Origin of the sequence: Streptomyces griseoloalbus, assembly GCA_014650015.1 — a bacterium.
GTDB classification, from domain to species: Bacteria; Actinomycetota; Actinomycetes; order Streptomycetales; family Streptomycetaceae; genus Streptomyces; species Streptomyces griseoloalbus.
This window is the reverse complement of the sequence record BMUD01000024.1, coordinates 55,241-78,531: the sequence shown is the minus strand read 5'-3', so window position 1 is coordinate 78,531 and position 23,291 is coordinate 55,241. Positions and strand designations below refer to the sequence as shown.

17 protein-coding genes and 2 pseudogenes are annotated in these 23,291 nt (G+C 73.8%); 8 read left to right on the top strand and 11 right to left on the bottom strand.

Annotated features, from left to right (window positions below; translation table 11 throughout):
* Positions 1–342: 342 nt before the first annotated feature.
* The 5 genes from IE178_RS28720 (at position 343) to IE178_RS28700 (ending at position 5,287) form a co-directional block, all read left to right on the top strand.
* Positions 343–657, top strand: coding sequence for a hypothetical protein (locus IE178_RS28720; RefSeq protein WP_318280294.1), 315 nt, complete (start codon positions 343–345; stop codon positions 655–657).
* A gap of 315 nt (positions 658–972) precedes the next feature.
* The gene (locus tag IE178_RS28715; RefSeq protein WP_184764819.1) at positions 973–1,491 is read left to right on the top strand and encodes a lytic polysaccharide monooxygenase auxiliary activity family 9 protein; all 519 of its coding nucleotides are present in this window, start codon (positions 973–975) and stop codon (positions 1,489–1,491) included.
* A 145-nt stretch (positions 1,492–1,636) separates the two neighbouring features.
* A complete protein-coding gene (locus IE178_RS28710) occupies positions 1,637–2,383 on the top strand; it encodes a chitinase (RefSeq protein WP_193514321.1) in 747 nt (248 codons plus the stop codon).
* Between the two features lie 394 nt (positions 2,384–2,777).
* Positions 2,778–3,692 carry an AurF N-oxygenase family protein gene (locus IE178_RS28705; RefSeq protein ID WP_193514320.1) on the top strand — a complete coding sequence of 305 codons (915 nt, stop codon included), beginning with the start codon at positions 2,778–2,780 and terminating at the stop codon, positions 3,690–3,692.
* A 47-nt stretch (positions 3,693–3,739) separates the two neighbouring features.
* Positions 3,740–5,287, top strand: a complete 1,548-nt coding sequence (locus IE178_RS28700) for an FAD-dependent oxidoreductase (protein ID WP_193514319.1) — start codon at positions 3,740–3,742, stop codon at positions 5,285–5,287.
* 126 nt (positions 5,288–5,413) lie between these two features.
* Here IE178_RS28700 and IE178_RS28695 read toward each other — a convergent pair whose 3' ends face one another.
* Genes IE178_RS28695 through IE178_RS36310 form a run of 3 tightly spaced genes read right to left on the bottom strand, consistent with a single transcriptional unit; the run spans position 5,414 to position 7,204 of the window.
* Complete coding sequence (locus IE178_RS28695; RefSeq protein ID WP_193514318.1) at positions 5,414–6,367, bottom strand: threo-3-hydroxy-L-aspartate ammonia-lyase; 954 nt, start codon at positions 6,365–6,367, stop codon at positions 5,414–5,416.
* A complete protein-coding gene (locus IE178_RS28690; RefSeq protein WP_193514317.1) occupies positions 6,364–7,092 on the bottom strand; it encodes a helix-turn-helix transcriptional regulator in 729 nt (242 codons plus the stop codon). Before IE178_RS28690 ends, IE178_RS28695 begins: the two co-directional genes overlap by 4 nt.
* Positions 7,082–7,204: a hypothetical protein gene (locus IE178_RS36310; RefSeq protein WP_268250099.1), complete on the bottom strand. Its 123-nt coding sequence runs from the start codon at positions 7,202–7,204 to the stop codon at positions 7,082–7,084. Before IE178_RS36310 ends, IE178_RS28690 begins: the two co-directional genes overlap by 11 nt.
* A gap of 152 nt (positions 7,205–7,356) precedes the next feature.
* On the opposite strand from IE178_RS36310, the pseudogene IE178_RS36645 reads away from it, so the two are divergent.
* Together IE178_RS36645 and IE178_RS36640 are read left to right on the top strand one after the other, a co-directional pair.
* Positions 7,357–7,878: pseudogene (locus IE178_RS36645) on the top strand (DNA glycosylase AlkZ-like family protein); the annotation flags it as partial.
* Entirely contained in the window at positions 7,817–8,143 is a 327-nt protein-coding gene (locus IE178_RS36640; RefSeq protein ID WP_369075355.1) for a DNA glycosylase AlkZ-like family protein, read from the top strand. The pseudogene IE178_RS36645 and the gene IE178_RS36640, both read left to right, overlap by 62 nt.
* Before the next feature lie 127 nt (positions 8,144–8,270).
* Here the strand turns inward: IE178_RS36640 and IE178_RS28680 are convergent, their stop codons facing one another.
* From IE178_RS28680 to IE178_RS28650, 8 genes and pseudogenes are all read right to left on the bottom strand, one after another.
* Complete coding sequence (locus IE178_RS28680; protein WP_184764825.1) at positions 8,271–8,492, bottom strand: hypothetical protein; 222 nt, start codon at positions 8,490–8,492, stop codon at positions 8,271–8,273.
* A gap of 141 nt (positions 8,493–8,633) precedes the next feature.
* Positions 8,634–8,774: pseudogene (locus IE178_RS36305) on the bottom strand (FAD-binding monooxygenase); the annotation flags it as partial.
* A 121-nt stretch (positions 8,775–8,895) separates the two neighbouring features.
* Positions 8,896–9,342: a ribosomal maturation YjgA family protein gene (locus tag IE178_RS28675; RefSeq protein ID WP_193514352.1), complete on the bottom strand. Its 447-nt coding sequence runs from the start codon at positions 9,340–9,342 to the stop codon at positions 8,896–8,898.
* A 768-nt stretch (positions 9,343–10,110) separates the two neighbouring features.
* The gene (locus tag IE178_RS28670) at positions 10,111–11,898 is read right to left on the bottom strand and encodes a hypothetical protein (protein WP_193514316.1); all 1,788 of its coding nucleotides are present in this window, start codon (positions 11,896–11,898) and stop codon (positions 10,111–10,113) included.
* Positions 11,895–15,518, bottom strand: a complete 3,624-nt coding sequence (locus tag IE178_RS28665; protein ID WP_193514315.1) for a vWA domain-containing protein — start codon at positions 15,516–15,518, stop codon at positions 11,895–11,897. Before IE178_RS28665 ends, IE178_RS28670 begins: the two co-directional genes overlap by 4 nt.
* 5 nt (positions 15,519–15,523) lie before the next feature.
* Positions 15,524–16,696 (bottom strand): ATP-binding protein, encoded by a 1,173-nt coding sequence (locus IE178_RS28660; RefSeq protein ID WP_184764898.1) that lies wholly within the window; start codon positions 16,694–16,696, stop codon positions 15,524–15,526.
* A 67-nt stretch (positions 16,697–16,763) separates the two neighbouring features.
* Positions 16,764–21,824 (bottom strand): hypothetical protein, encoded by a 5,061-nt coding sequence (locus IE178_RS28655; RefSeq protein WP_193514314.1) that lies wholly within the window; start codon positions 21,822–21,824, stop codon positions 16,764–16,766.
* On the bottom strand, positions 21,821–22,675 hold the full coding sequence (locus IE178_RS28650) for a DUF4132 domain-containing protein (protein WP_193514313.1): 855 nt from the start codon (positions 22,673–22,675) through the stop codon (positions 21,821–21,823). Before IE178_RS28650 ends, IE178_RS28655 begins: the two co-directional genes overlap by 4 nt.
* Positions 22,676–23,057: 382 nt before the next feature.
* Here IE178_RS28650 and IE178_RS28645 point away from each other — a divergent pair, with 382 nt between their 5' ends.
* Positions 23,058–23,273 (top strand): hypothetical protein, encoded by a 216-nt coding sequence (locus IE178_RS28645; protein WP_184764830.1) that lies wholly within the window; start codon positions 23,058–23,060, stop codon positions 23,271–23,273.
* Positions 23,274–23,291: the final 18 nt, after the last annotated feature.

Here is a 23,291-nt window from a genome sequence, read left to right as displayed (position 1 = left end):
GAAGGTCGCTTCGAGGATGGTGGGGATCTCCTCTTCGGCCGGCTGCCGAGGCGCGTTGCGGGTGACCGCGGCGTTGAGCGCTCCTCGCTCGATGGACCGCAGCATGTCGGGGCGGGCGCCAAGGTCCGCCCCGGCTGTGTGATGTCCCGGGAAGCGGAGGTCTCGCGTACGGCCGCGAGCGTCGCGCGTTCCCAGTCGCCGTCGGCCGGGGGTGCCGGGCGCAGGGCGCGGCCGGTCCGTTCGAAGCCGGTTCTTCGTCGCCGACGGCCTCCAACTCTTCCTCATCCGCCTGCTGATGGGCGTGGCCATCGGTGGTGAGTACGCGATCGGCGCCCCACTGCTGTGGGAGTACGCGCCCCGCCACGGCCGCGGACAGCTCCTCGCCGGTCCGGAGATCAGCTGGTACCCGCCGGTCCGGAGATCAGCTGGTACCTCGGCTACGCCTTCGCCACGGTCGTCGGCACGCTCTTCGCCGACGTCGACGGAGGCCGGCGCCGGTCACTCGCGAGCAGCGCGGTCACCGCGGTCGTCTGCGTGGCGCTGCGCGGCGGGATCCCCGAGTCGGCGCCCCGGATCCTGAGCCGGGTCCGCAGGGAAGAGGCCGAGGTACTCATCGAGAAGTACGGCATCGAGGTCGACGTCGCCGCCGAGCTCTGAGGCCGGCCTCGCGGGCCGCCCGGCGGGCGGGTTGGCGGGCTCGTCGAGCCGCCGGACGGCGGCGGGCGGGCCAACGCACCACACCCTTGACAGGGTCACGCTCACCGCTTGTATGGTCTAGTCCAACAGAACTCGCCGCTCCACTTCGGGAGTTGATCCTTCGCGGGCCCCGACCACTTCCCCGCGGGGACGGTGAGTACGCGCGCCACCTTCGCGCCTCTTGGCCCCACCCACGAGCGGTCGTCCTGCCGCGTGCGGTCCCCCCACTGATGACCACACGCGCCCCGTGGACGATCCGATGTGAAGGAGTTCCTCATGCGTACCAACAAGAAGAAGGCCGCGCTGATCGGCGCGGCTCTCGCCCCTGTCGTCGCCGTCTGCCTCCCCGCCTCCTCGGCGAGCGCACACGGGTACATCTCCGATCCGCCCAGCCGCCAGGCCCAGTGCGCCGCGGGCACGGTCTCCTGCGGGGACATCGCCTACGAACCGCAGAGTGTCGAAGGGCCCAAGGGACTGACCAGTTGCAGCGGCGGCAACAGCCGCTTCGCCGAACTGGACGACGACAGCAAGGGCTGGGCCGTCACACCGGTCTCGAAGAGCACCACCTTCTCGTGGAAGCTCACCGCACGGCACTCGACCACCACCTGGGAGTACTACGCCGGCGGGCAGCGGATCGCGCTGTTCGACGACGGCGGGGCCCAGCCGGGCGAGGTGGTGAACCACCAGGTCGACTTCGGCGGTCTCACCGGACAGCAGAAGGTTCTCGCCGTCTGGAACGTGGCCGACACCGACAACGCGTTCTACGCCTGCATCGACGTCAACGTCGGCGGCTGACAGTCCACGCCGGAGCGATTCCCGAGTGGGCGCCCCGTTCCGGGACCACGGCGCACCGTCCGGACGAGGCGCCCCTCACGGCGGGCCCCTCTTTCCCCGCCCTCTCACGTGTCTTCCCCCCACACACCGCAGGAGACCCGAGATCGTGCACCCGCGCAAACTCCCCCTGGCCGCCGCCATCGGCGTGGCCGCTGCCCTCTGCACCCTCACACAGGCCCCGACAGCCGCCGCCGAGAAGACCGGGACCAAGGCCGAAGCGAAACCCGCTGCCGCGGAATTCGTGGTCACCGAGGCGCAGTTCGACGACATGTTCCCGAACAGGAACCCCTTCTACACCTACAGCGGCCTGACCGCCGCGCTCAGCGCCTACCCGGGTTTCACCAACACCGGCAGCGACACCGTGAAGAAGCAGGAGGCCGCCGCCTTCCTCGCCAACGTCAGCCACGAGACCGGCGGGCTCGTCCATGTCGTCGAGCAGAACACCGACAACTACCCGCACTACTGCGACACCACCCAGCCGTACGGCTGCCCGGCCGGCCACGACAAGTACTACGGACGCGGCCCGGTCCAGCTCAGCTGGAACTTCAACTACAAGGCCGCCGGCGACGCCCTGGGCATCGACCTGCTCAACAACCCCGACCTCGTGCAGAACGACGCGTCCGTCGCCTGGAAGACGGGCCTGTGGTACTGGAACACACAGAGCGGGCCCGGCACGATGACACCGCACGACGCCATGGTCAACGGCGCCGGGTTCGGCGAGACCATCCGTGCCATCAACGGCAGCCTGGAGTGCGACGGCGGCAATCCGGCCCAGGTGCGGAGCCGGATCGACCACTACGAGCGTTTCACTCAGCTCCTCGGCGTGGAGCCCGGCGGCAACCTCAGCTGCTGAGAGCTGCCCGGCTGTCCTGTCCGCCGGGCAGCCGGGCCCACCCGCAGCACCGACACGGACCACGGCCGGGGCCCGCACACGGCGGACCAGGACACCTGGGCCTTTCGATGTCCTCGCTCGCCTCCCCTTGCGGGGTGGTCGCCGTCGTGCCGGCGGCCCACTTGCCGTACGGGTTGTCGACCACCGGCGCGAAGACCCAGCTTCGCGTTTTGTCATGTTCGCACCAAACAGCTCTCACGGCCGGTGCGGGCCGGCCCGGCGGTCGCCACTCCCCGCCACACCCCGAGACGTCACCAGGCTAGGAACACGACACCTCTTGCTATACAGTTCGTCAGCAAGTCAGGATGGTTACCCGAGGTAATAGCACCCGGACTCGACTCGAGGAGCCTTCAGCATGGCCATCAGCACCTCAAAGCCGCAGGCCAGGAACCAGCCCTCGGACGACGGCGTGGCCCGGCGGCTGCTCGACTCGTCCGCACAGCTCTCCTACGACCCGCTCACCGAGGTCGACTGGGACACGCCGCTCGACACGAACTTCCACGGCGCCAGCCCGGAGTGGAGCACGCTCTACGGGACGGCGTACTGGAACGAGATGACCGACGCGCAGCGCAAGGCACTGACGCGCCAGGAGGCCGCATCCGTCGCCAGCACCGGCATCTGGTTCGAGATGATCCTGCAGCAGATGGTGCTGCGGGACATCTACGCCAAGGACCCGACGGACGACACCGTCCAGTGGGCGCTCACCGAGATCGCCGACGAGTGCCGGCACTCGATCATGTTCGCCCGCGGCGCGAAGAAGCTGGGGGCCCCGGCCTACCGCCCGCACCGCATCGCGGTCGAGCTCGGCCGGTTCTTCAAGACCGTCGCCTTCGGTGAGGCCGCCTACGCGGCGATCCTGGTCGCCGAGGAGGTCCTCGACGTCATGCAGCGCGACTGGATGCGCGACGAGCGGGTCGTTCCCTTCGTCCGCACCATCAACAACATCCATGTCGTCGAGGAGTCGCGGCACATGAAGTTCGCCCGGGACGAGACGCGCAAGCATCTCGCGCGTGCCGGACGGCTGCGCCGCCGCATCCACGCCCTCCTGATCGCCGTCGCGGCGTACGTCATCGTCACCAGCATGGTGAACCGGAAGGTGTACGCGAACGCGGGCCTGGACGAGGAACGCGCCATCCGTGAGGCGAAGGCCAACGAGCACCACAAGTCCATGATGCGCGCGAGCTGTTCGGGCCTGATGGAGTTCCTGGCCTCGGTGGGACTGCTCACCAGGCCCGCGCTCTATTTCTACCGGCGCGCCAACCTCATCTGACGACCTTCAGCCTGCACCCATCCCGGCCTTCAGCGGAGCGGACGACCATGGCCTTCGCGATCACCCAGACCTGCTGCAACGACGCCACCTGCGTGTCCGTCTGCCCGGTCAACTGCATTCACCCCACGCCCGAGGAACGGGCCTTCGGCAGCACGGAGATGCTGCACATCGACCCGAAGACCTGCATCGACTGCGGTGCCTGCGCCGACGCCTGCCCGGTGGACGCCGTCTTCCCCGTCGACCGGCTGGCCGACGGGCAGCGGGAGTACGCGCAGATCAACGCGGCCTACTTCGAGCATGTCGAGACGGAGTCCTCCGAGGCAGTGGAGACACCGGCGCAGCAGCCGGGGGATTCAAGCCCCATCTTCCACGCCTGGAGCGAGCCCGTCTTCGACCGCGTACTGCCCTCGGACTTCGGGCCGCTGCGGGTCGCGATCGTCGGCACCGGCCCGGCCGGCATGTACGCGGCCAAGGACCTGCTGCTGCACACGCGCGCCGAGGTGACGCTCATCGACCGGCTTCCGGTCGCCGGCGGACTCGTTCGCTACGGCGTCGCTCCGGACCACCCGGCCACCAGGAACGTGAGCGAGAGCTTCGCCCGCTTCCACACCCATCCGCGCGTGCGGAGATATCTGGGCCTCGACGTGGGCGCCGACCTCACGGCGGAGGAACTCGCCGCTCATCACGACGCGGTGATCTACGCGGTCGGTGCCGCCACGGACCGGCGGCTCGGCATCCCGGGCGAGGACCGGCCGGGCAGCGTCTCCGCGACCACCTTCGTCGCCTGGTACAACGCGCATCCGGAGGTCGCGCCGGATGCCGTCGACCTGTCGGCCGAACGCGTCGTCGTGGTCGGCAACGGCAACGTCGCGCTGGACGTCGCCCGGATCCTGGTGTCCGATCCGCAGACGCTGGCCGGTACCGAGATCGCCGGCCACGCGCTGGCGGAGCTGCGCCGCAGCAAGGTGCGCGAGGTGGTGCTGCTCGGTCGCCGCGGGCCGCAGCACGCCGCGTACACCAGGTCCGAGTTGCTCGCCCTGAAGCACCTCTCCGGAGTGGACCTGCTCATCGACGACCACGATCCGCGGATCGGCACGGCGATCGATGCCGCTTCCTCGACGGACAAAGCGGCGGTGCTGCGGGGTGTGGAACGGGAGGCGGTCGACTGGTCCCTGTCGCCGGGTGCGGCAGGAGAGCGGCGGCGCATCGTGCTCCGCTTCCTCTCCGCACCTGTGGCGGTGTGCGGGGGCGAGGAGACCCGTGCCGTGCGCGTCACCGGCGGCCCCGGCGAGCTGGAGATCCCGGCCGGTCTGGTCCTGCGGGCGGTCGGCTATCGCGGTGTGCCCCAGGCGGGGCTGCCGTTCGACGAGGCCACCGGGACCGTGCCGCACGAGCGCGGCCGGGTGACCGGAAGGCCCGGGACGTACGTCGTCGGCTGGATCAAGCGCGGACCCTCGGGAGGCATCGGCGCCAACCGCGCCTGCGCGGCCGAGACCGTCGGCTCCCTGCTGGCCGATGCGGTGGCGGGCACCCTGCCCACACCGACCGGCGGCCCGAAGGCGTTCCGCCGCCTCGCACGTCGTCGGCGCCGCTGATGCGCGCGTTGTGGTGCCCTGCGCCCGTGCTGCCGCCCGAGCGGCGGCATCCTCCACCACCGGGTCGCGGACGGAGGCCGTGTGAGGGACCGGTGCCCGCTCTCTCGCACGGCCGCCGCCCGGCCGTCACCCGAGGAGCGATGCGAACCGCTGGGTGTCGATGTTGCCGCCGGAGACGATGACACCGATACGGCGGGGCACCGGGGCGATGCGGCCCGAGAGCAGAGCGGCCAGTGACGTGGCCCCACTCGGTTCGACGACGATCTTCATCCGTTCGAAGGCCGTGCGCATCGCCTGACGGATCTGGTCGTCGGTGACGAGAGCGATGTCGTCCACGAGCTTACGGTTCAGGGAGAAGGTGAGTTCTCCCGGGATGTCGATTGCCTGCCCGTCGGCGATGGTCCGGGGTACGGGGATGGAGACCCGCCGGCCCGCCTCCAGGGACCGCTTGGTGTCGTCCCCCTCCTCCGGTTCCACTCCGATGACCTTGATGCCGGGCAGCAGCCCCTTGGCGGCTGTGGCGCTGCCTGCGATCAGCCCTCCGCCGCCGACCGGCACCACCAGGGCGTCGAGGTCGCCGACCTCTTCGATCAGTTCCAGCGCGGCGGTGCCCTGGCCCGCGATGACGTGCGGGTGCTCGTAGGGCGGGATCAGCGTGAGACCGCGCTCGGCGGCCAGTGCTTCGCCGATGGCGACCCTGTCGCCGGTGTAACGGTCGTAGGTCACCACCTCGGCGCCGTAGCCCAGCGTGGCCTCCACCTTGGAGCGCGGGGTGTCCTCCGGCATCAGGATCACCGCCGTGGTGCCGAGCTCACGGGCGGCCAGCGCCACGGCCTGTGCGTGGTTTCCGGAGGAGTAGGCGGCGATGCCCCGGGCCAACTGCTCCGGGGTGAGACGTGATGCCGCGTTGTACGCGCCACGGAACTTGAAGGCACCGACGCGCTGCAGGTTCTCGCACTTGACGAACACCTCGGCGCCCACCAGGGCGTTCAGGGTGCGGGAGCGCAGCACCGGCGTGCGGTGCGCGACTCCCTCGATCCGCGCCGCCGCGTCTCGCACGTCGTCCAGGGTGAGCGTCATGTCCGTTCTCCGTTTCGATCGTTGTGCTCGTGCTCGGGGCCGCCCGGCTCGAGGTCGGGTGGTGCGTTTCTGGCTTGGGCGAGGTAGTTGTAGGCGGACGCCCGGGAGATGCCGAGCCGTTCCGCGACCCGCCCCGGTGCGCCGCGGACCGCGAAGACTCCATCGGCGTCCAGACGCGCGAACAGCCGTAGGCGTTCTTCTCGGTCGAGCGCGCTCCACGGCTTGGTGTGGCGCAGTTGGTGGGCGTCGACGAGGGCGTCCACGACGGAGTCGATGTCGTTGCCGAATGTCGTCGTGGGGACGGTGACCGGGTCCTGGACACCGGCGAGTTGACCGATCAGGGAGCCGACCTGGTGTACGGCGGTGATGTCGAGGTTGACGCACAGTGCCCCGAAGGCCGTGCCGGTGGAGTCACGCAGCACCATCGTGGAGGACTTGAGCAGCTTTCCCCCGGGAGTGCGGGTGATGTAGTTGAGCTTGTCCTCGGCCGTGTCGCCCCGGGCGAGGATGCCCATGCCGATCTCGCTCATCGATCCGCCCACGGCGCGTCCGGTGACCGATCCGGCGATGGCGACGACCGACCTTTCGGGGCGGCGGAAGTCGTGGACGACCACCTCGCAGAAGGATCCCAGGGTCGCGGCGATGCCGTCGACCACGGGCGTCAATGCCGCGATGATCGCGTCCTGTTCACGTGTCCGCTGCCCTTCCGGCTCCTCAGGCGGCATCCGCGTCCCCCGATACCGTCCGCAGGCGGGCGAGCGCCTCGATCTCCACGCAGTCCCCGTAGGGCAGCGCCGCGACCCCGACGGCGGATTCGCCCGATTCCGTGTGCAGCACTGTGCTCCTTCCCGACCGGTGCCGTCTCGGCAACGAGTACATCATTGGAATCACAATCTAACACTTGGATTCTCATTCCAGTGTCGTTTCGCGGTCCGGACGGTCCCGTCCGCACCACCGTCGCCCGGAGCGCCGCCGAGGGGGCGCGCACAATGCGGGGTGTGACACTCACTTCCCGACAGCTCGCCCTGGCCACTTTGGACCGTCAGCTGTTGCTGGAACGGCGGCGCCTCGATGTGGCGGAGGCCGTTCGCCGGGTGTGTGCTCTGCAGGCGCAGTCACCGGCATCGCCGTACCTCGCGCTGTGGAACCGCGTGCGGGACTTCGCGCCGGAGGATCTCGACGCGGCGTTCGCGGACCGCCGGGTCGTGAAGGCGTCCCTCATGCGGATCACGCCGCACGCCGTCCATGCCGAGGACTACGCGTCCTACCGCGCGGCCATGTTGAGCACCCTGCGGGCGTCGCGCCTGTACGACCGCCGGTTCACCGCGACCGGGCTCACACCCTCCGAGGGTGGTGCGGGTGGCCGGGCCGGGCCGCGCCCCCCTGTTCGACCTGGCGGACGCCACCGTGCCCGCCGACAGCACCCCGGCGCCGCCGAGGCTGCTGCCCATGTGGGACAGCACACTGCTGGCCCACGCCGTCCCCGGACGGTTCATGTCCCCGGAAGTCCGGCCCGTGGTGGTCCGGCGCAACGGCGACGTACTGCCCTGCCTGCTCGTCGACGGGCAGGTCGCGGGAGTGTGGCGCGCGACCGGCGACGGGCTGGAACTGACCGCGTTCCACCAGCTCGGCAGGGCCGCGTGGCGAGGTCTGACCGCGGAGGCCGAGAACCTGTCGGCGCTGCTCGCCGGCCGTGATCCACAGGTCTACCGGCGCCACGGGCACTGGTGGGACAAGGGGCTTCCCGGCGGCGAGAGCGTGATGGTCAAGGGCTGACCGCGCCGCGAGGTCGTCGGCCGACCGGGGGCGGGATTCCCGTTCCTGCCTGGACCACGGGCCACGACGGCCCGGGTGCGTCGGCCACAGGCCGACCGCGGCGCGGCACCGACGCGGCATCGCCCGATCAGCTGCGGGCACTCCATGCGTCCGGGCCGCCTCCCCGCCACTCGACCAGGGCGGACTGCCGCACCCAGTCGTCGTCGACGCTCTCCAGCCCGGCAAGGCGAAGGAACTCCACGACGTCCAGCAGCCCGTACGCCATGCCCAGGAACCGCCCGTCCGCACGGACGCGCCGGCCACCGTCCTCGCCGGGCGGGTAGATCACGATGGGCTGGTCGCTCGCCATGACACCAGCGTGCAATGAGTGGCATCCGCGCGCATGCCGGGGTCCCGGCCCGATCGGGCCGCCGTCCGGTCGGCCGACCGGCGGGGATGCGGTGGGCCCGCGGGCGGTCTCCGCCCGTGTACGACGCCGGGGCCGGTGCGTTCACACAGGGGCGGGGTCGGGAAAGGACCTGTCGCCGGAGAGGATCCGGCCTGCCGCGGCCCGGCCGTGTGGTGTGCGCAGCAGGGTGAACGCCGCCGTGGTCGCAGCCGGCGTCCGCACGTGGGCCAAACCTCTGCGCAGCGGAACGGCACGTGTGGATACGTCGACGAGGCGGGCGTTCGTACAGACGGAAGGGGGTCAGCGGGCCGGGTGGCGGACGCTCATGCCGAGTGGCCGCGCCCCAACGCCTCCGCTCGGGGGCTCACTTGGCGACGTCCGGACCGGGATTTCGCCCCGGGACCATACGTCCGCTGAGGGCCGGCCAGCCGACCGCCGCGCCGACCGCGTACCAGAACAGGTCCGGCGCGTTGAAGGTGGAGCCGAGGATCAGGCGGGCAGCGGTGCTGTGCCGGGAGAGTTCCGCCGGCAGCCCGGTGAGTTGCAGGAACTCGACCCCCCAACTGACGGCCAGCGCGACTCCGGCGGCTTTCAGCGGTGTCACCCGCGGGGCCACGGCGATGACGAGGGCCATGATCAGCAGCGTGTACAGGGCGTCCCCTCCGTACTTGGCCACGTCCCCCGCCGCCACGGCCCTGAGCCCCAGCCCCGCGCCGACGATCGCCGGCGCGGCGACGACCGCCGCACGGCGGGTCCGTGTGGGGTCGCCACCGCCGCGGGCGCGGATGCGGATGCGGATGCGGAAGGCCATGCGGTCATGGAGACGGGAGTCCACCGGGTCGTCCTCAGATCCTCGTACGGTGTCGGTCCGAGCCACCACGGCTCGACTGGTCAGGGTTCCACGCCGCAGCGTCGGGCGATCGCCGTGAGGCGTTCGAGTCCGCGTCGCGCCGCGGTCGGGTGGGCGAGGTCGAGGGCCGTTCCGGCGCGGGCCGCGCTGGAGAGGCTGTCCTGGCGCAGCGCCGCGTCGAGTCCGGGGCGGCCTCAAGGCGACGGGCCGTGACGGACAGGAAGGGCGCGGCCTGGTCGAGACGGTCCCTCAGGCCCAGGGGCAGCACCTGCGGCAGGGCGTCCTCGGCGTAGTCGCGCGCCTGCCGGTCCGCTCCGCACGGGCGGGGCCGCGAGAGTGCCCAGGGGAGGCCGGCTGCGCGGGCCTCGTCGTACATGTCCCCCACGAAGGCGCGTGCGGTGCCCGGATCGCCCTCGGCAGCGGCCGTCCGCGCCGCATCGGGCAGGGCCCGGAACCGGGCCCGTACCTCGGGTTTCTCGCCCGTCCGGGCGTCCGGACAGCCGGACCACGCGTCGGACGCCTTCCTCGACTCGGCGCCCCTCCATGACCTCGTACGCGTCCGGCACTCCCCCGCCTCTCCCGTCGGGCCGCCCCCGGCGTGGACGGCAGCGGTTCGCCCCAGGGCAGGCGGCCGGGCACCGCCCGCGCATCTCCCTGGGCGGCCGCCTCTGCCGGTGGGGCGTCCCGTCGCCGTGTGTCCCCCGCGCACGCGGGGGACACCGTGGGCGGTCACCGGGCCGTCGACGGCGCGAGGGCCGTGGCCGGCGCCTCGGTCGTGGTGGCTCCCCACGCGTTCGCGCACAGCGCCCGTTCGACCGTGTCGGTGTAGAGGGCTGCGGCGAGCCAGGACCGGGCGAAGTGGGCCGTGTCGGCCGGGAGCAGGCGGCCGAAGGGGTCGCGGGAACGGTCCGCGGCGGCCGCGTGGAGGGCGTCGAGGAGGTCGCCCGCGGTGGCGAGGCCGAGGCGGCGCAGGCGGACGCCGTCGCCCGACCCGCTTGCGGTGAGGGCGAGGACACCGCGGCCTCCCGGCACCGCCTGGTGGACGCGACGCCGCAGCAGGTGCAGTGGCGCCTCGTCCCCCGTGGGGACGACCGCGGCCGGTGGCGCCGCCGCCCCGGTGGGCAGGTCGGCGTGCTGGAGACGGTCCAGGCCGAGGTCCGTCCGGGCGGCGGGGTCGGTGGGGTGCTCGGCGGCGAGCAGCAGGGCACGGGGAAGCGGTCCGGGCGCCAGGCGCGCGACGATCCGCAGCAGTCTGCCCCTGGCGGCTGCGAGCAGACGGAGGTTGTCGCGGTACGGGAGTGAGGGATCGTCGTGGGCGGTGGCCAGCCGCAGGGCCACGCCCGCGCAGTCGGCCAGCAGACAGTCGCCCGTGGTCTCGCGCACCGTGCCCGTGACGGTCACCTCGAGGAACAGCAGGTCCTGCCCGCCGTTCAGCGCCCGCGCCACTTGCTCGGCGGCCGGTACCGCCCACAGCCGGTCCAGCGGCTCGGAGCGCCAGGAGACGCCCGGCGCGCGGACCGCGCGCACCCCGGCCCCCGCACCGAGACGGCCCGCCGGAGAGACGGTCGCACCGGAGACGGCCAGCCCGGCACGCGACAGTTCACGGTGTGTCAGGGAGGTGTCGCCGATCCGTACGGCCCGGTCCGCGGCGCCGGTCGCCCGGGCGGGCCCGCCCGGGGCCACGTCCGACACCGTGTACAGACGTCCGTGGGCGTCGGCGGTCCAGGTGACCGCGCCGGCGTAGCCGGTGGCCGTGAGGACGGGTTCGGAGAAGAGCCCGTACAGACGCAGGGAGCCGTCCGGGCGGTACGGCTGCCGGACCGTACCGCGCAGTTCGGTCAGGTCCGGGCCGGTGGCGTGCGGGAGGCGGTGGGCGACGCCGAGGACGTCGACCAGTGCGCCGGCGAGGTCGGCGAGTCGGTAGCCGGGGTCGGCCGAGCGGGCCGCGCGCACCCCGGTGACCACGGAGATCGCGGCGGCGGAGGCCCGCGGGAGGCCGGCGAGGCGGGCGGTGTGCGCGGCGTGCAGGAGTTCGGCCTGGAGCACGGCCCCGGCGCCGTCCGTGCCGGCTTCCAGCACGGCGGCGGCCGCGTCGAACACCGTTCGGGCGGCGGCGCGTTGATCGGCCGTGGCGGTCTCCGCCTCCGCCGGTCGTACGCCGCCGGTCGGCGTCGGTGCCGTTTCCCGCGTCACCGTCTCCTCCCGCGCCGCGCCGGCGGCCTCGGCGGCGTCCGCGACCGGTGCGGCCGAGGCGGCAGCCGCGCGGTGCAGGCAGTCGGGGGCCAGCAGGCATCCGCAATGGATCGCGTCCGCGCCGGTCACCGTCCCGCCGGGCGCGTGCAGGACGACGTCGGTCTCGTCGTCGACGGCGATCCGCACGGTGTCGCCGTCACGGGCGACCGGACGCGCCAGGAGTTTGGTGATGCCCGCGTCCAGCCGCTTGCGGAGCCGGGGCGAGAGCGCTTCGACGAGTTCGGCGGTGACGGACGGGACGACCGGAGGCAGGTCCGGGCTCATGTGATCTTCTCCCCTACCCAGCGGGCGAGTTCGAGCGGGCTGAGGGCGGCGACCGGCATGCCGGCGGCGACGAGCTGACCCGCGACCCCCGTGGCGTAGCGGGGCCTGCCCGTGTCGTCGAGGCTCGCGCACCCCAGGACGTGGCAGCCGGCCGAGACCAGCGCGCGGACCTCGGCGAGCAGCCCGCCCAGCGGATAGCCCTCCTCGAAGTCGCTGACGACCACGACGAGGGTGCGCGACGGCACGGTGACGAGTTCGCGCGCGTGGCGCAGTCCGGCGGCGATGTGGGTGCCGCCGCCGACGCTGACCTCCAGCAGCAGAGACAGCGGGTCGTCGACGTGCCCGGTGAGGTCGATGACCTCCGTGGAGAACGCCAGGAAGTGGGTGGAGAGCGTCGGCACACCCGCCAGCACCGAGGCGGTCAGCGCGGCCCACACGGTGGACGCCTCCATGGATGCCGAGACGTCCGTGACCAGGATCAGCCGCCAGTCGGCGGCCCGGCGCGCCCGGGTACGGAAGACCGGGCGCTCGGGGATCACCTGCACCGTGCCGTCCGGGGCGCGGCGCGCGGTCGCCAGGTTGGCCCGCAGGGTGCGGGGCAGGTCCAGGCCGCCGCCGGGCCGTCTGCTGGGGCGCGGCAGGACCGTGCCGTGCAGGGCGGGGCGCAGCCGGGTGGCCAGTTGCCTGGTCAGCGCGTCGACCAGTCGCCGCACGAGCGGGCGCAGCGCGGCCAGGCGGGCCTCGGGCAGTCCGCCCGCGTGCCGCAGCACGGTGCGCAGCAGGTCCACCGAGGGCCGCACACGGTCCGCGTCCAGCTCGGTGAGAACGTCCCTGCGGCCCGACGCGGCGGCCGCCGCCAGCACTTCCTCCCGGATACCCGGCCCGAAGAGCGCGGCCAGTTCCTCGGACCACTCCCGCGCACCGGGGTACGGTGCCTCACGTCCGCCGCCGTTGCCCGGGCCCGTGAGATTCCCCCGGCTGCCTTCGCCGCGTCCACTGCCGTACAACTCGTCCAGCGCGGTCGCCAACCGGGCGGCGGACGGCGGCAGTCGCTCGGTACGGCGGCCGAGGAGGAGGCGCCAGCGGTCGGCCGGGGCGAGGTGGTGGTCCTCGGTCCGGGGCGCGGCGGCCTCAGCGGGACCGCCCGTCGCCGTGACACTCGGCGCGGGCTCCGTGGTGTCGTCCGGCTCGGGCTCCACGATGACGTCCGGCACGGGCTCCGCGATGACGTCCTTTGGACCGCCGCGCGGCGCGGGCAGCAGCCCCAGTGACCGCAGCACCTCGCGGGCCGCGAAGTCCGCCCCGGTCCAGGTGGCGAGCGCGGTCGGGTCGACGCCGTCCGTGTCGCCGACGGGTGCGGCGCCGAGGCGCTCCTCGACGGTCGCGAAGAGACGGTCACGGGCCGCGGGGCTCAGGGTCTCGAAGCCGCCGCGCAGCGCGGGGAGCCGGTCGAGGAACGCCTTGTCGGGCAGCTCGGACACGCGGGTCAGCAGGGGTTCCAGCGCGGGCGGCGCCGCCTCCAGCAACGGGCCCGCGGCGGTCAGCAGTCCGCTGAGCCGGGCGGTGAGCGCGGCGCGGGAGTCGGGTTCGGTGGCCCCGTCGATCCAGGAGGCCACGCGGTCGCCGAAGACCCGCGCGTCCTCGTGCCCGAGCAGGACACGAACGGCGCCGGCGGCACCGCGCATCAGCGGCGAGCCGGCGGCGGCCAGGCGGCCCAGGGCGTCGGCGAGCCGGATGCCGCCCAACAGGTCGGCACGGTGGGCGAGTTCGAGCAGGGCATGGGCGTCGGCGAGGTCCTCGGACCCGGTCAGGCCGTCCACCTGCCGGACCGCTGCCGCCGTGAGCAGTTCCGCGACGGCGGCCGCCCGGGCCACACGGTCCGGCTCGGCGCCGAGCCCCGGCACATGACCGGCCCGCAGCCGGTCCAGCAGGGACAGACCGGAAAGGAGTTCCGGCAGGGTAGCGGCCTGGGGCAGGACGTCGGCGACATCGCCGAGCCGTTCGTCCGCGAGCTGCGCCAGGCCGCACTCCGCCGCCCGTTCGAGCCCTTCGAGGGCCTGTGCGGCCGTCGGCCCGCCCTCCTCGCGCTCGAGGCGCCGCCGTTCCCGCAGGACGCCTTCGGCGGCCTGCGCGGGGGTGACTCCGCGCACGCCGGCCGCGGTCAGCATGGCCGCCGTGGCCGGTGTCCAGCGCACCTCCCAGCGGGAGGTGAGGGCCTCGGCGCCGCCCGCGCCGACGACCTCCTTGGCCTCCCCGTAGGGGACCCCGCACACCGACAGCCGGCGCAGCAGCAGTTCACGGCTCCGGTCGAGGTCGGACCGCAACGGATCCAGCCGTAGGTCGCGTGCGGGGCCAGGGCCGCCCGCCTCCGGGCCGGGCAGGCCGAGCCTCGCCGCCTCGGCCTCGACCGCGGGGGCAAGGCCGCTGCGCGGCGCCTGCGGGGCGGGGCGACCGCCGCGCGCGCCGACGAGCACGCGCTCCATCGCGCGCGCCACGGCCCTCCCCCGCCCGTAGGGCTCCCCCTGTGCGAGCACCGTCTGCACGGCTTCGACCAGTTCACCGCGCCCGGCCGCAGGCAGACCGCGCAGCCGGGCCAGGTCGGAGGCGAGCCGGCTGATCTCCCGTGCGTCGGCGGGGCCCGAGGGGTGACCAAGGCTCCGCAGTTCGGCACAGATACGTACGGCCGCCCGGGTCAGCGCCTCCTCCAGCGCCGTCGGGTCGCCCGCCGCGCGCAGGACCATGTCCTGCCACTCCGGGTCCCGGATGCCCGCCGGGTAACCGGACCGCTCGTCGAGGAGGGCGTACGTGTACGGGATCAGCGAGGTCGTCCAGGCGGGGCGCTGTGCGTCGGTGGCCGTCGCGTCCTCCTCGCCGGTGTCCTGCCGTACGAGCGCGGGGGCGTGGAACGCGCCGACCACCACGGCGGCCCGCTCACCCCGCGCGGTGGCCTCCGCCAGCCGGGCGCGCATCCACCGCTCGCGCCGCAGGTCCAGTTCCGGTACGCCGCCGGAGGCTTCCGCGTCCTCGCGCAGTGCCCACCCGGTGAGCAGGGCGGCCCGGCGCAGGGCCTCGGGCGGGGAGCCGGGGGCGGTCGCCTCGACGAGCCGGTCCCAGAGGTCGTCCCCGGGGCGGCCGGTGAGCCGGGCCCGCACGGCGGTGGCGAGACCGGGGCCGCCGGTCCGCGTCCCCGCGGCCTGCCGTCCCCCGGTCCACGCGCGGTCGGCGAGCGGCAGGTCGCAGGCCACCACCGGCACGCCGTGCCGGGCTGCCCAGCGCACGGCGGCCAGTTCGGGAGAGAAGTCGGCGAACGGATAGAACGCCGGTCCCGCGCCGCTCCCGTCGCCGGGAGCGGCGGCGAGCGCCACCGGGGCCCGCGTCTCCTCGTGGCCCAGCCAGGGCAGCCACTGCTGCATCTCGGCGGGCAGTTCGACGAGCAGCACCTCCGGTTTCGCCTCGTCCAGCAGCGCGGGCACGGCGGCGGCCAGGGAGGGCGCGTGGTGCCGTACGCCGACGAGGAAGGGCGCGGACGGTCCGGTGAGGACGGCGAGCGCCTCTTCCGGCGGGGCGGTCGAGCCGCCGGGGTCGGGCGGGGCGGAAGCAGCCCCGTGGGAGTGGGACACGGCCGTCAGCCCTCCAGGACCGTACGCAGGTCCCACAGGGTGCGCCAGGTCGCGGAACCCTGCTCGGCGCGGCGCCGGACGGGGCCGTCCCAGTAGCCGCGCAGCCGGGCGGCGTCGGCGGGGTCGTCCTTGCGGACCACGCCGAGCAGGTGACCCGGCAGCAGTGCGAGCACGTCGCGGTCGCCCGGGAAGTACGCCGAGGCGAGAGCGAGCGCGCCGGCGACGGAGACGGCCTCCGCGGTGCTCATCACCGTCGACGGCCGCTCCACCTCCCAGCCCTCCGCCGACCGGCCCTCGCGCAGGTCCCGGAAAGCGGTGACCAGTGCCTCCAGCACGGCGTCGTCGACCTGGAACGGGGCCCCGGCCCGTTCCACGGACGCCCGGGCCTGGCCGCGCACCAGCGCGGTCTCCGCGTCGAGGTCCCCGATGGGGCCGACCGTCTCGAAGTTGAAGCGGCGCTTGAGGGCCGCGGACATCTCGGAGACGCCCTTGTCCCGGAGGTTGGCGGTGGCGATGAGGGTGAAGCCGGGCGCCGCGTGCGCCAGGGCGTCGTCGGTGCCGGCCAGTTCGGGCACGGCGATCCGCCGCTCGGAGAGCAACGACACCAGCGAGTCCTGCACCTCGGGCAGGCAGCGGGTGACCTCCTCGACGCGGGCGACGGCGCCCCGGGACATGGCGGTCAGGACGGGCGACGGCACGAGCGCCTGCCGGCTGGGGCCCTGCGCGAGCAGCAGCGCGTAGTTCCAGCCGTACTTGAGCTGGTCCTCGGTGGTGCCGGCGGTGCCCTGCACCACCAGGCCGCTGGTGCCGCACACGGCGGCGGAGAGCAGCTCCGACAGCATCGACTTGGCGGTGCCGGGTTCGCCGACGAGCAGCAGACCGCGCTCCCCGGCGAGGGTCACCACGCATCGCTCGACCAGCGCCCGGTCGCCGACGAACTTGCCCTCGATCACCAGGCGGCGCGGCACCCCGTCGGGCACCTCCGCGTCGTCGGGCAGCTTCAGGGCCCCGCCGTCGCTGCCCATGACGAACGTGACGACCGCGCGCGGGGTGAGCCGCCACGCGGGCGGGCGCGGCCCGTCGTCGTAGGCGGCGAGGAAGGCCAGTTCGGTCGCGTACCGGTCCTCGGGCGGGACGATCTGGCGGGCGGGCGGAGCGGGCGGAGCCATGGTGGTCATCGGTGCGGGTTCTTCCAGGTGCGGGTGGACGGTGGTCATCGGCGGCGGCCCTTGCGGGTGACGGTGGTCATCGGCGGCGGCCCTTGCGGGTGGCGCGGGTGGTGAGTTCCTCGTAGGCCGGGGCGTCACCGGCGCGGACGCGGTCCCACGCGCGGGTGAACAGCTCGGGAACCGGCATCAGCGGCAGCGCGCGGGAGTGGTCGCGGATCGGGTAGAGGCCCTGCTTCCAGATCTCCACCGGCAGCGCGGGGGACTTCAGGTCGAGCCAGCCGCACGGCAGGAAGAGGGTGCGCCCGGCACGCGCCCGCTTCGCCTCGACGACCAGGCCGGTGGCCGCCAGTTCGGCGCGGGCCTTCTTCATGCGGGCGGGTTTCCAGCCCGTCCATCGGGCGCAGTTGCGGTCCGTCGGGTCGGGCAGGGCGAGCAGTTGCAGGTAGAGCACCGCCGCATCCTCGCCCAGGCCGTGGGTTTCGGCGACCTCGGTCACCAGGTCGGGCACGCTGCCGGCCGGATCCTGGGCGTGGCCCGTGGGTCCTTCGGGATCGGTCCCGGCCGCGAGGGCGCGGGCGAGTTCGTCGTCCAGGATCGTCCGCAGCGCCTGCATGCCCTGACCCCCTCCGGGCCCGACGAGTCCCTCGACCAGCCCGAACACGGGGTCGTCCGCGCTGGTCAGGGCACCTGCGCGCACCAGGACGGCCTCCTGGTCGCCGTACCAGGGGCGCAGTACCAGTGCCTCACCGACGGGTGTCAGGCCGTGCGGGTCGCCGCCGCCGGTGGCGGGCAGTCCGTACGCCTTGCGCAGCTCGACGGCGGTCGGCGAGCCCTTCTCCGTCCATGCCAGGTCGAGGTCGAGCAGCAGCTGCGGATCCGCGACGCGGCGGCGCAGCGCGGCCAGTCCCTCCGGAAGGACGGCGCGCAACGGATGTCCGTACGGCAGGGAGTAGGCGAGCCCGCCGAGGGCGGCCACGGCTCGGATCAGGTCGTACCGCCCGGGCAGCGCGCGCGGGTCCTGAGGTACGAGTCTGCCGTCCTTGTCGGGCCGCAGCACGGTGGTGCGGCTCATCCAGGGGGTGCGGCGCGGGTTGAGCACCTGCTCGACGGAGCCGGTGGGCAGACCCGTCAGGGAGAGCTCCCCGGCGAGGTCCTCGGGCAGGCGGACGAACCCGTCGAGGCGCTCGGCCCACACCCGGCCCGCCGTGTCCGTGTCCGGTCCGGCCGTCCACAGGTCACCGGGGTTCTCCGGCAGCAGTGCGCCGACGAGCGCCGCCCGGTCACCGAACTCCAGCGAGGACAGCAGCGCGTCCCCGAGCTGCTTCTGACGCGGCTTCAGCCCGGTGGCGGCGATGACCTCGTCGGTGAGCTGCGAGGGCTTCCCGGCGAGCAGCAGCGCCGCCTGCACCGGCCCCACCCCGTCGCGCGTCGCGGCGGCCAGGGCGGCGGGCGCCTCCGGCTGCCAGGGCGCGGCGCCCTTGTCCCGGATCAGCCCGGTCACCGCGGCCAGCGCGTCGGCCGGGAACACCGGCGGGTGTGCGGTCTCCCGCTCCAGCGTGAAGTGTGCGACCGCGCCGAACGCGCCGGCCGGGTCGTGGTCCAGGGCCAGCCAGGTGACGCGCCCGTTGCGGCGGTCGGCGTTCTGGCAGCCGAGGACGACGACGGTGCGGCCGTCCCGGCGCAGCACCTGACCGGCGCGCTCCTGCTTGCCGTGCGGTTCGCCCAGCACGATCTCGCGCAGCGCGCCGCCCGGCGCGGCCAACGGGCCGTCCGTGATGGCCTCGAACAGCAGCAGCAGCGCCTGCCGGTGCGCCTGTGTGAGGGCCGGTGAGGCGGCGCGGTAGGCGAGCGGGCGCAGTACGTCCAGCACGGACGGCCACACCGCGCCGATGCCCGGAACGGTGAATTCGTCGCTGCGCCACCCGTCGGCGGTCCCGGCGAGCCGTGAGGCGTCGGGCAGGGGTGTGCCGTCGGCGGGCTTCCCGGACAGGACGTGGTTGACGGCGCGGATCTGACGCAGCACGCTCCAGCGCCGCCCGCCGCCCCACCAGCCCTGCTGCACGGCGAGACCGTCGGTCGCCTCACGCAGCGTCTGGTCGTCACCGTCCTCGGGGCTGTAGTCGGCGAACATGCCCTCGACGTGCCGCCGCTCGGTCCTGGGCCGCTCCACCGGAGGCGTCACGAACGTGGTGACGGACTCCGCCAGGCGCAGCACCGCGCGCACGAGGGCGGCGACGCCGGTGATCAGGTGGGGTTCGGTGAGGGCGGGCAGGGAGCGGGAAACGACGTCCCGCAGGACCTCGTCGGCGGTCGGCACGGCGGGCTTCGGGGTGGTGGCCGCGGCGGTGTTCCGCCGCCCGGCGTCCGGATCACCGGCCGCCTTCTCCTGTGCGGCCGCCGCCGCGACCTTCGCCTGCCGTTCCGCCAGTGCCTGCGCGCCGGCGCGGAGCAGTTCGCCGGCCTGCTCGTCGCTGAGGGCCCGCAGCAGCGCCGACGCGTCCTCGTCGCGCGGCCGCAGCGCGTGCCAGAAGTCGGCCGGCGGCACGAGTCGGGTGCCGGCGGCGAACTCGCCGCCGCGCTCCAGCACGGTGACCCGGCCCAGTTCCCGCACCCCGGTGCCGTCGTCGCCGGTGTAGAGGGCGATCTGCCGGTGCCCGGCGACGGCGACGGGCTCGGCGCCGCCGGGCAGTCGCAGCGCGCCGAGCGGTACGCCCGGCCTCCGGCCGGGTGCCGTGGGCAGGGTGACGGTCCGGCCGTCCGGTGTGCCGACGGTGGTGCGGGGCTCGTCGCCGTCGTTCTCGGTGCGCACCCAGCGGCCGAGGACGGTGCCGTCCGTGCCGAACGGGCTGTGTTCGAGGCCGGGCAGGAGCGGCAGCACCGTGCAGTGCTGCTGGAGCAGGCGTGCGCCTTCGCGGATGCCGGATCGCAGGAACGCGGGCAGCGAGGCGCGCCCGTGGGTGCCGGTGGCCGGGTCGTACTCGAGCCACACCTGCTGCCGTCCCTGCCGGCCCTGGCGCCAGTACGTGGTGCCGTCCCCGAGGACTGGGCGGGCGGGCGGCAGGACCGTGTCGCCGGCGTGCAGGGTGCGCCCACCGGTGGCGCGGCCGCCGCCCGGCAGCGGGATCGAGGTCTCGCCCGCGTCGCCGCTGCCGTACCAGTGCGGGAGCCTCTCGCCGCCGAGCGGGAACACCTCGGTCGGGCGGGCGGACCAGTAGCCGTACTGCTTGCTGTCCTGCCGCCACATCACCAGCAGTTCGCCGTCCGTGTAACGGAACGACGGACGCTGCCTGCGGTCCAGCTCCACGGGCAGCCGCAGGTCGTGCTCCAGCAGGATGTCCTGCGGTCCCACGACGATCGCCTTGTGCCCGCGGGAGAGGATCAGGGCCGGCCAGGCCTCGTGGACGCAGAGGGTGTCGTCGCGGTCGCGCCGGGTCTCCGCGTCGAGGCGCCGCAGCGCCTCGTCGAGGGCGGGCCAGCCGAGTTCGTCCGGGATGCCGGCGCGCAGGGTGCGGCCCAGCAGCGGCGCGACGTCGAGTGCGGCGACCCGGGCGACGGCCTGCTCGCTGATCCGGGTGGCGACCGCACGGAACGGACGCAGCCGTTCCAGCGCCGCGCGCGCGTCGGGCAGACCGGCCGCGGCGTCCAGCTCGCCTGCTGCGTCGTCCAGCCACTCGCGCAGTACGTCGGCGAGCACGGGGTGCCCGGCCACTTCGTCCAGCAGCCCGGTGCCGACGCGGTGGCCGCTCAGATTGCCGACGGACCTGTACAGCAGGCGCCGGCAGCGTGGGTCCGCCGCGACGGCCGTCAGATCGCGCCGTCCGGGCCTGGTCTCGTTCAGCCATTGGCTGACGGGGAGGAAGACGTCCTCGTCGGCGCCGGGCAGGGTCAGTGGTACGCCCTGCGCCGCGCACAGGTCCAGCAGGTCGAGGTCGGCGGCGGCGTGCCAGCGGCCCGTGAAGAGGTCCACGGGGCGGCCCTGGGCGCGCAGGCGCGGGGCCATGCGCTCCACGAGGGCGAGGGTGGCCGGTGATCGGCCGCTGACCGAGGAGCCGTGCTTGCGGTGCAGTGCCCAACGGCTGAGCCAGTCCGCCGCCTCGATCCCGTCCGCCTCGGCCTCGCCCGTCAGCAGCCGGTCGGCGCCGGCTTCGGCCAGCAGCGCCAGCCAGAACTCGTCGTCCTCGGTGGAGCGGCCGAGCCCGGCCGGCATGATCTCCAGCAGCCGGCGGCGTACGGCGGGCTGTTGCTCGGCCAGGGCCACGAGCGTCGTCCGGTAGGTGTTCCAGAACGACGCGGGGGCCCGCACCGCGGCGGGCGACGCGAGCAGGTCGGCGACGAGGTCGCACTCCTCGGTGACCCGGTCCAGCCCCGCCGCCTTGATCAGGGCGCGCGCGTCCTGGGGCAGCGACGCGTACGGCGGCATGCCGGCCGCGCAGCGCTCCACGGTCAGCTGCCGGAACTGCGCCCAGGCCTCGGCCGGGCTGAGCCTCGCCGCGAGGTCCTTCACATGCTCCTTGAGCGCCTTGACCGTCAGCGCCCCGGCGAAGGCGAACTCCAGGAACACGGCCCGCTGCCGCTCCTCGTCCACCGTCAGCGCGTGCACCCGCTCCGCCTCGCGGGCCTTGCCGAAGAAGGCCGACGCGTAGGTGGTGTTCTCGTGCTGGAGGAAGACGCGGGCGGCCTGCTCGTAGAAGGTGGGCAGGAAGTGCGGCACGGCCCGGCCGAGCCGCTCCCCGAGCGCCTCGAAGCCCTCCTTGGCGTTGCCGGGGCGGGACTTGGCCTGCCGGGCGAGACGCTCGACGTCCCTGACGAGCGCCAGCGCGTGGTGTCCGTTCGCCGGGTCGTTGACCAGCGCCCAGGCGGGGAAGCCGAGGGTTTCCCGGCGCACCTGCCCGACCTCGCGGGTCTCCGGCTCCCTGACCAGTCCGAGGAAGTCCAGGGCGAGGTCCTCCGCCTCGCCGAGCATGCCCGGTACGAGCCGTACGATCGTGCGCTCGTCCAGCGCGGTGTGCGTGTACGTGCGGACGGTGAGGACGTCGGCGTCCTCCCGGTCCGTGGTGCCCGAGGGCAGTACGGCTCCGGCGTCGAGCAGCGCGGCGCAGGTGGTCTCGTCGTAGGTGATGCCGTCGTACGTCGTCATGCCGCACGCTCCTCGTCCTCGATGTCGCGTCCGGCGTACAGTGCGGCTGCCATGCGCATGCCCTCCGACCAGGCCACCGGCCCGACCTGACCGAGCTTCAGGACCCGGCCCGCCGGATCGGTGAAGAGCAGGGGGCCGGTCTCCGCCTCGTCGTAGCCGTCGTAGTCGCCGACCCACACCCGGGCCTCGACCGCGCGGCCGTCCTCCAACACGGAGCACACGGCGTGGCCGCCGCGTACGCGGTACCCCAGTTGCGTCGCGCGGCCGTGCAGGAATCGCAGTTGCTTGAAGGCACCGCCCGCGTAGTCCTCGACGGAGGTGGCCTCGGCGTCGAACGCCGCGGGCCGGTGCCACACCTCGCGGAACAGTTGCTGGGCGCGCTGCTCGATGCCTATCTCGACGGCGAACTCCCGCAGTTCCTCGAGTTCGTCGAGCAGCACCGGGTGCGGCAGGCGGACCAGGTCGGGGGTGAGCCGGACGGTGTCGCCGTCGAGGTCGACCAGGCCGAGGCCGCGCTCAGGGTCGGCATCCCGCAGGAATCCGGCCACCGCGCCGTCCGCGCCGGTGACCACCAGGTCGCGCAGGGCGGCCTGCCAGGCCGGGTCCGGCCACACCCGCGCCAGCACCTCGAACGGCACCGGCAGCGAGCGCACCATCCACCGCTCGACGTCGGTCAGGCACTGCCGTTCGTGCCGCTCCAGCCACTCGACGAGCTGACGCAGCCCCACCACCGCGGGATCGTCGGCGATCTTGGGCGGTACGGACTTCAGCCGCCGCCCGGCCGCGTTGCGGCACACCACCTTGCCGCCGTCGAGGGCGACTTCGTAGCCGCCTGCCGACACCCACCCCATGTGTGCCTCCCGCATCCACAATGATCAAGTGACCGGAACTGTAGAGGAGGCCAGTGACAACGCCGGTTCGGGCGGTGCCGGGCGGGCGGGAGTACGGGGGCGGACGCAACTCGGCCCTTCGTGAACAGGGGGGTGCGCTGTCAGAGCGGGTTCGCCGAGGGGGGACGGGCCGGTGGGCGCCGACTGGGATCGGGGTCGGCCGGACGGGCACGACGCCGCTACTGGCGCTGCCGTGTCCCGGCATTGTCATGACTCCTGGGGTCCGCCGGCGTGTCCTGGGCGGCCATCAGGGTGGTCACAGGCCGTGTCGGATGCTCGTCCCGGGCCCGGCTGGCCATCCTGGGTCAAGAGTGGCCACCTTCCGAGCGACAAGGAGCACGACATGCCCATGGACCCGGTCGGACGATTCCTGGCGGCTTTGGACCCGCACCACCGGGAGGCCGTCAGCGGCACACCGCGCGAGGAACAGGAGCGGCTCGCGGCGGCCTGGGAGCGGGAGCTGGAGGCCGACACCGAACTGGACTCCCTCGACGAGCTGTCCCCGTCGGCGGCGGAGGCCGAGGCGGCTCGCCGCGTCCTGGACCGCGAGAACGGCTAGACCTTCCCGCCCACGGGC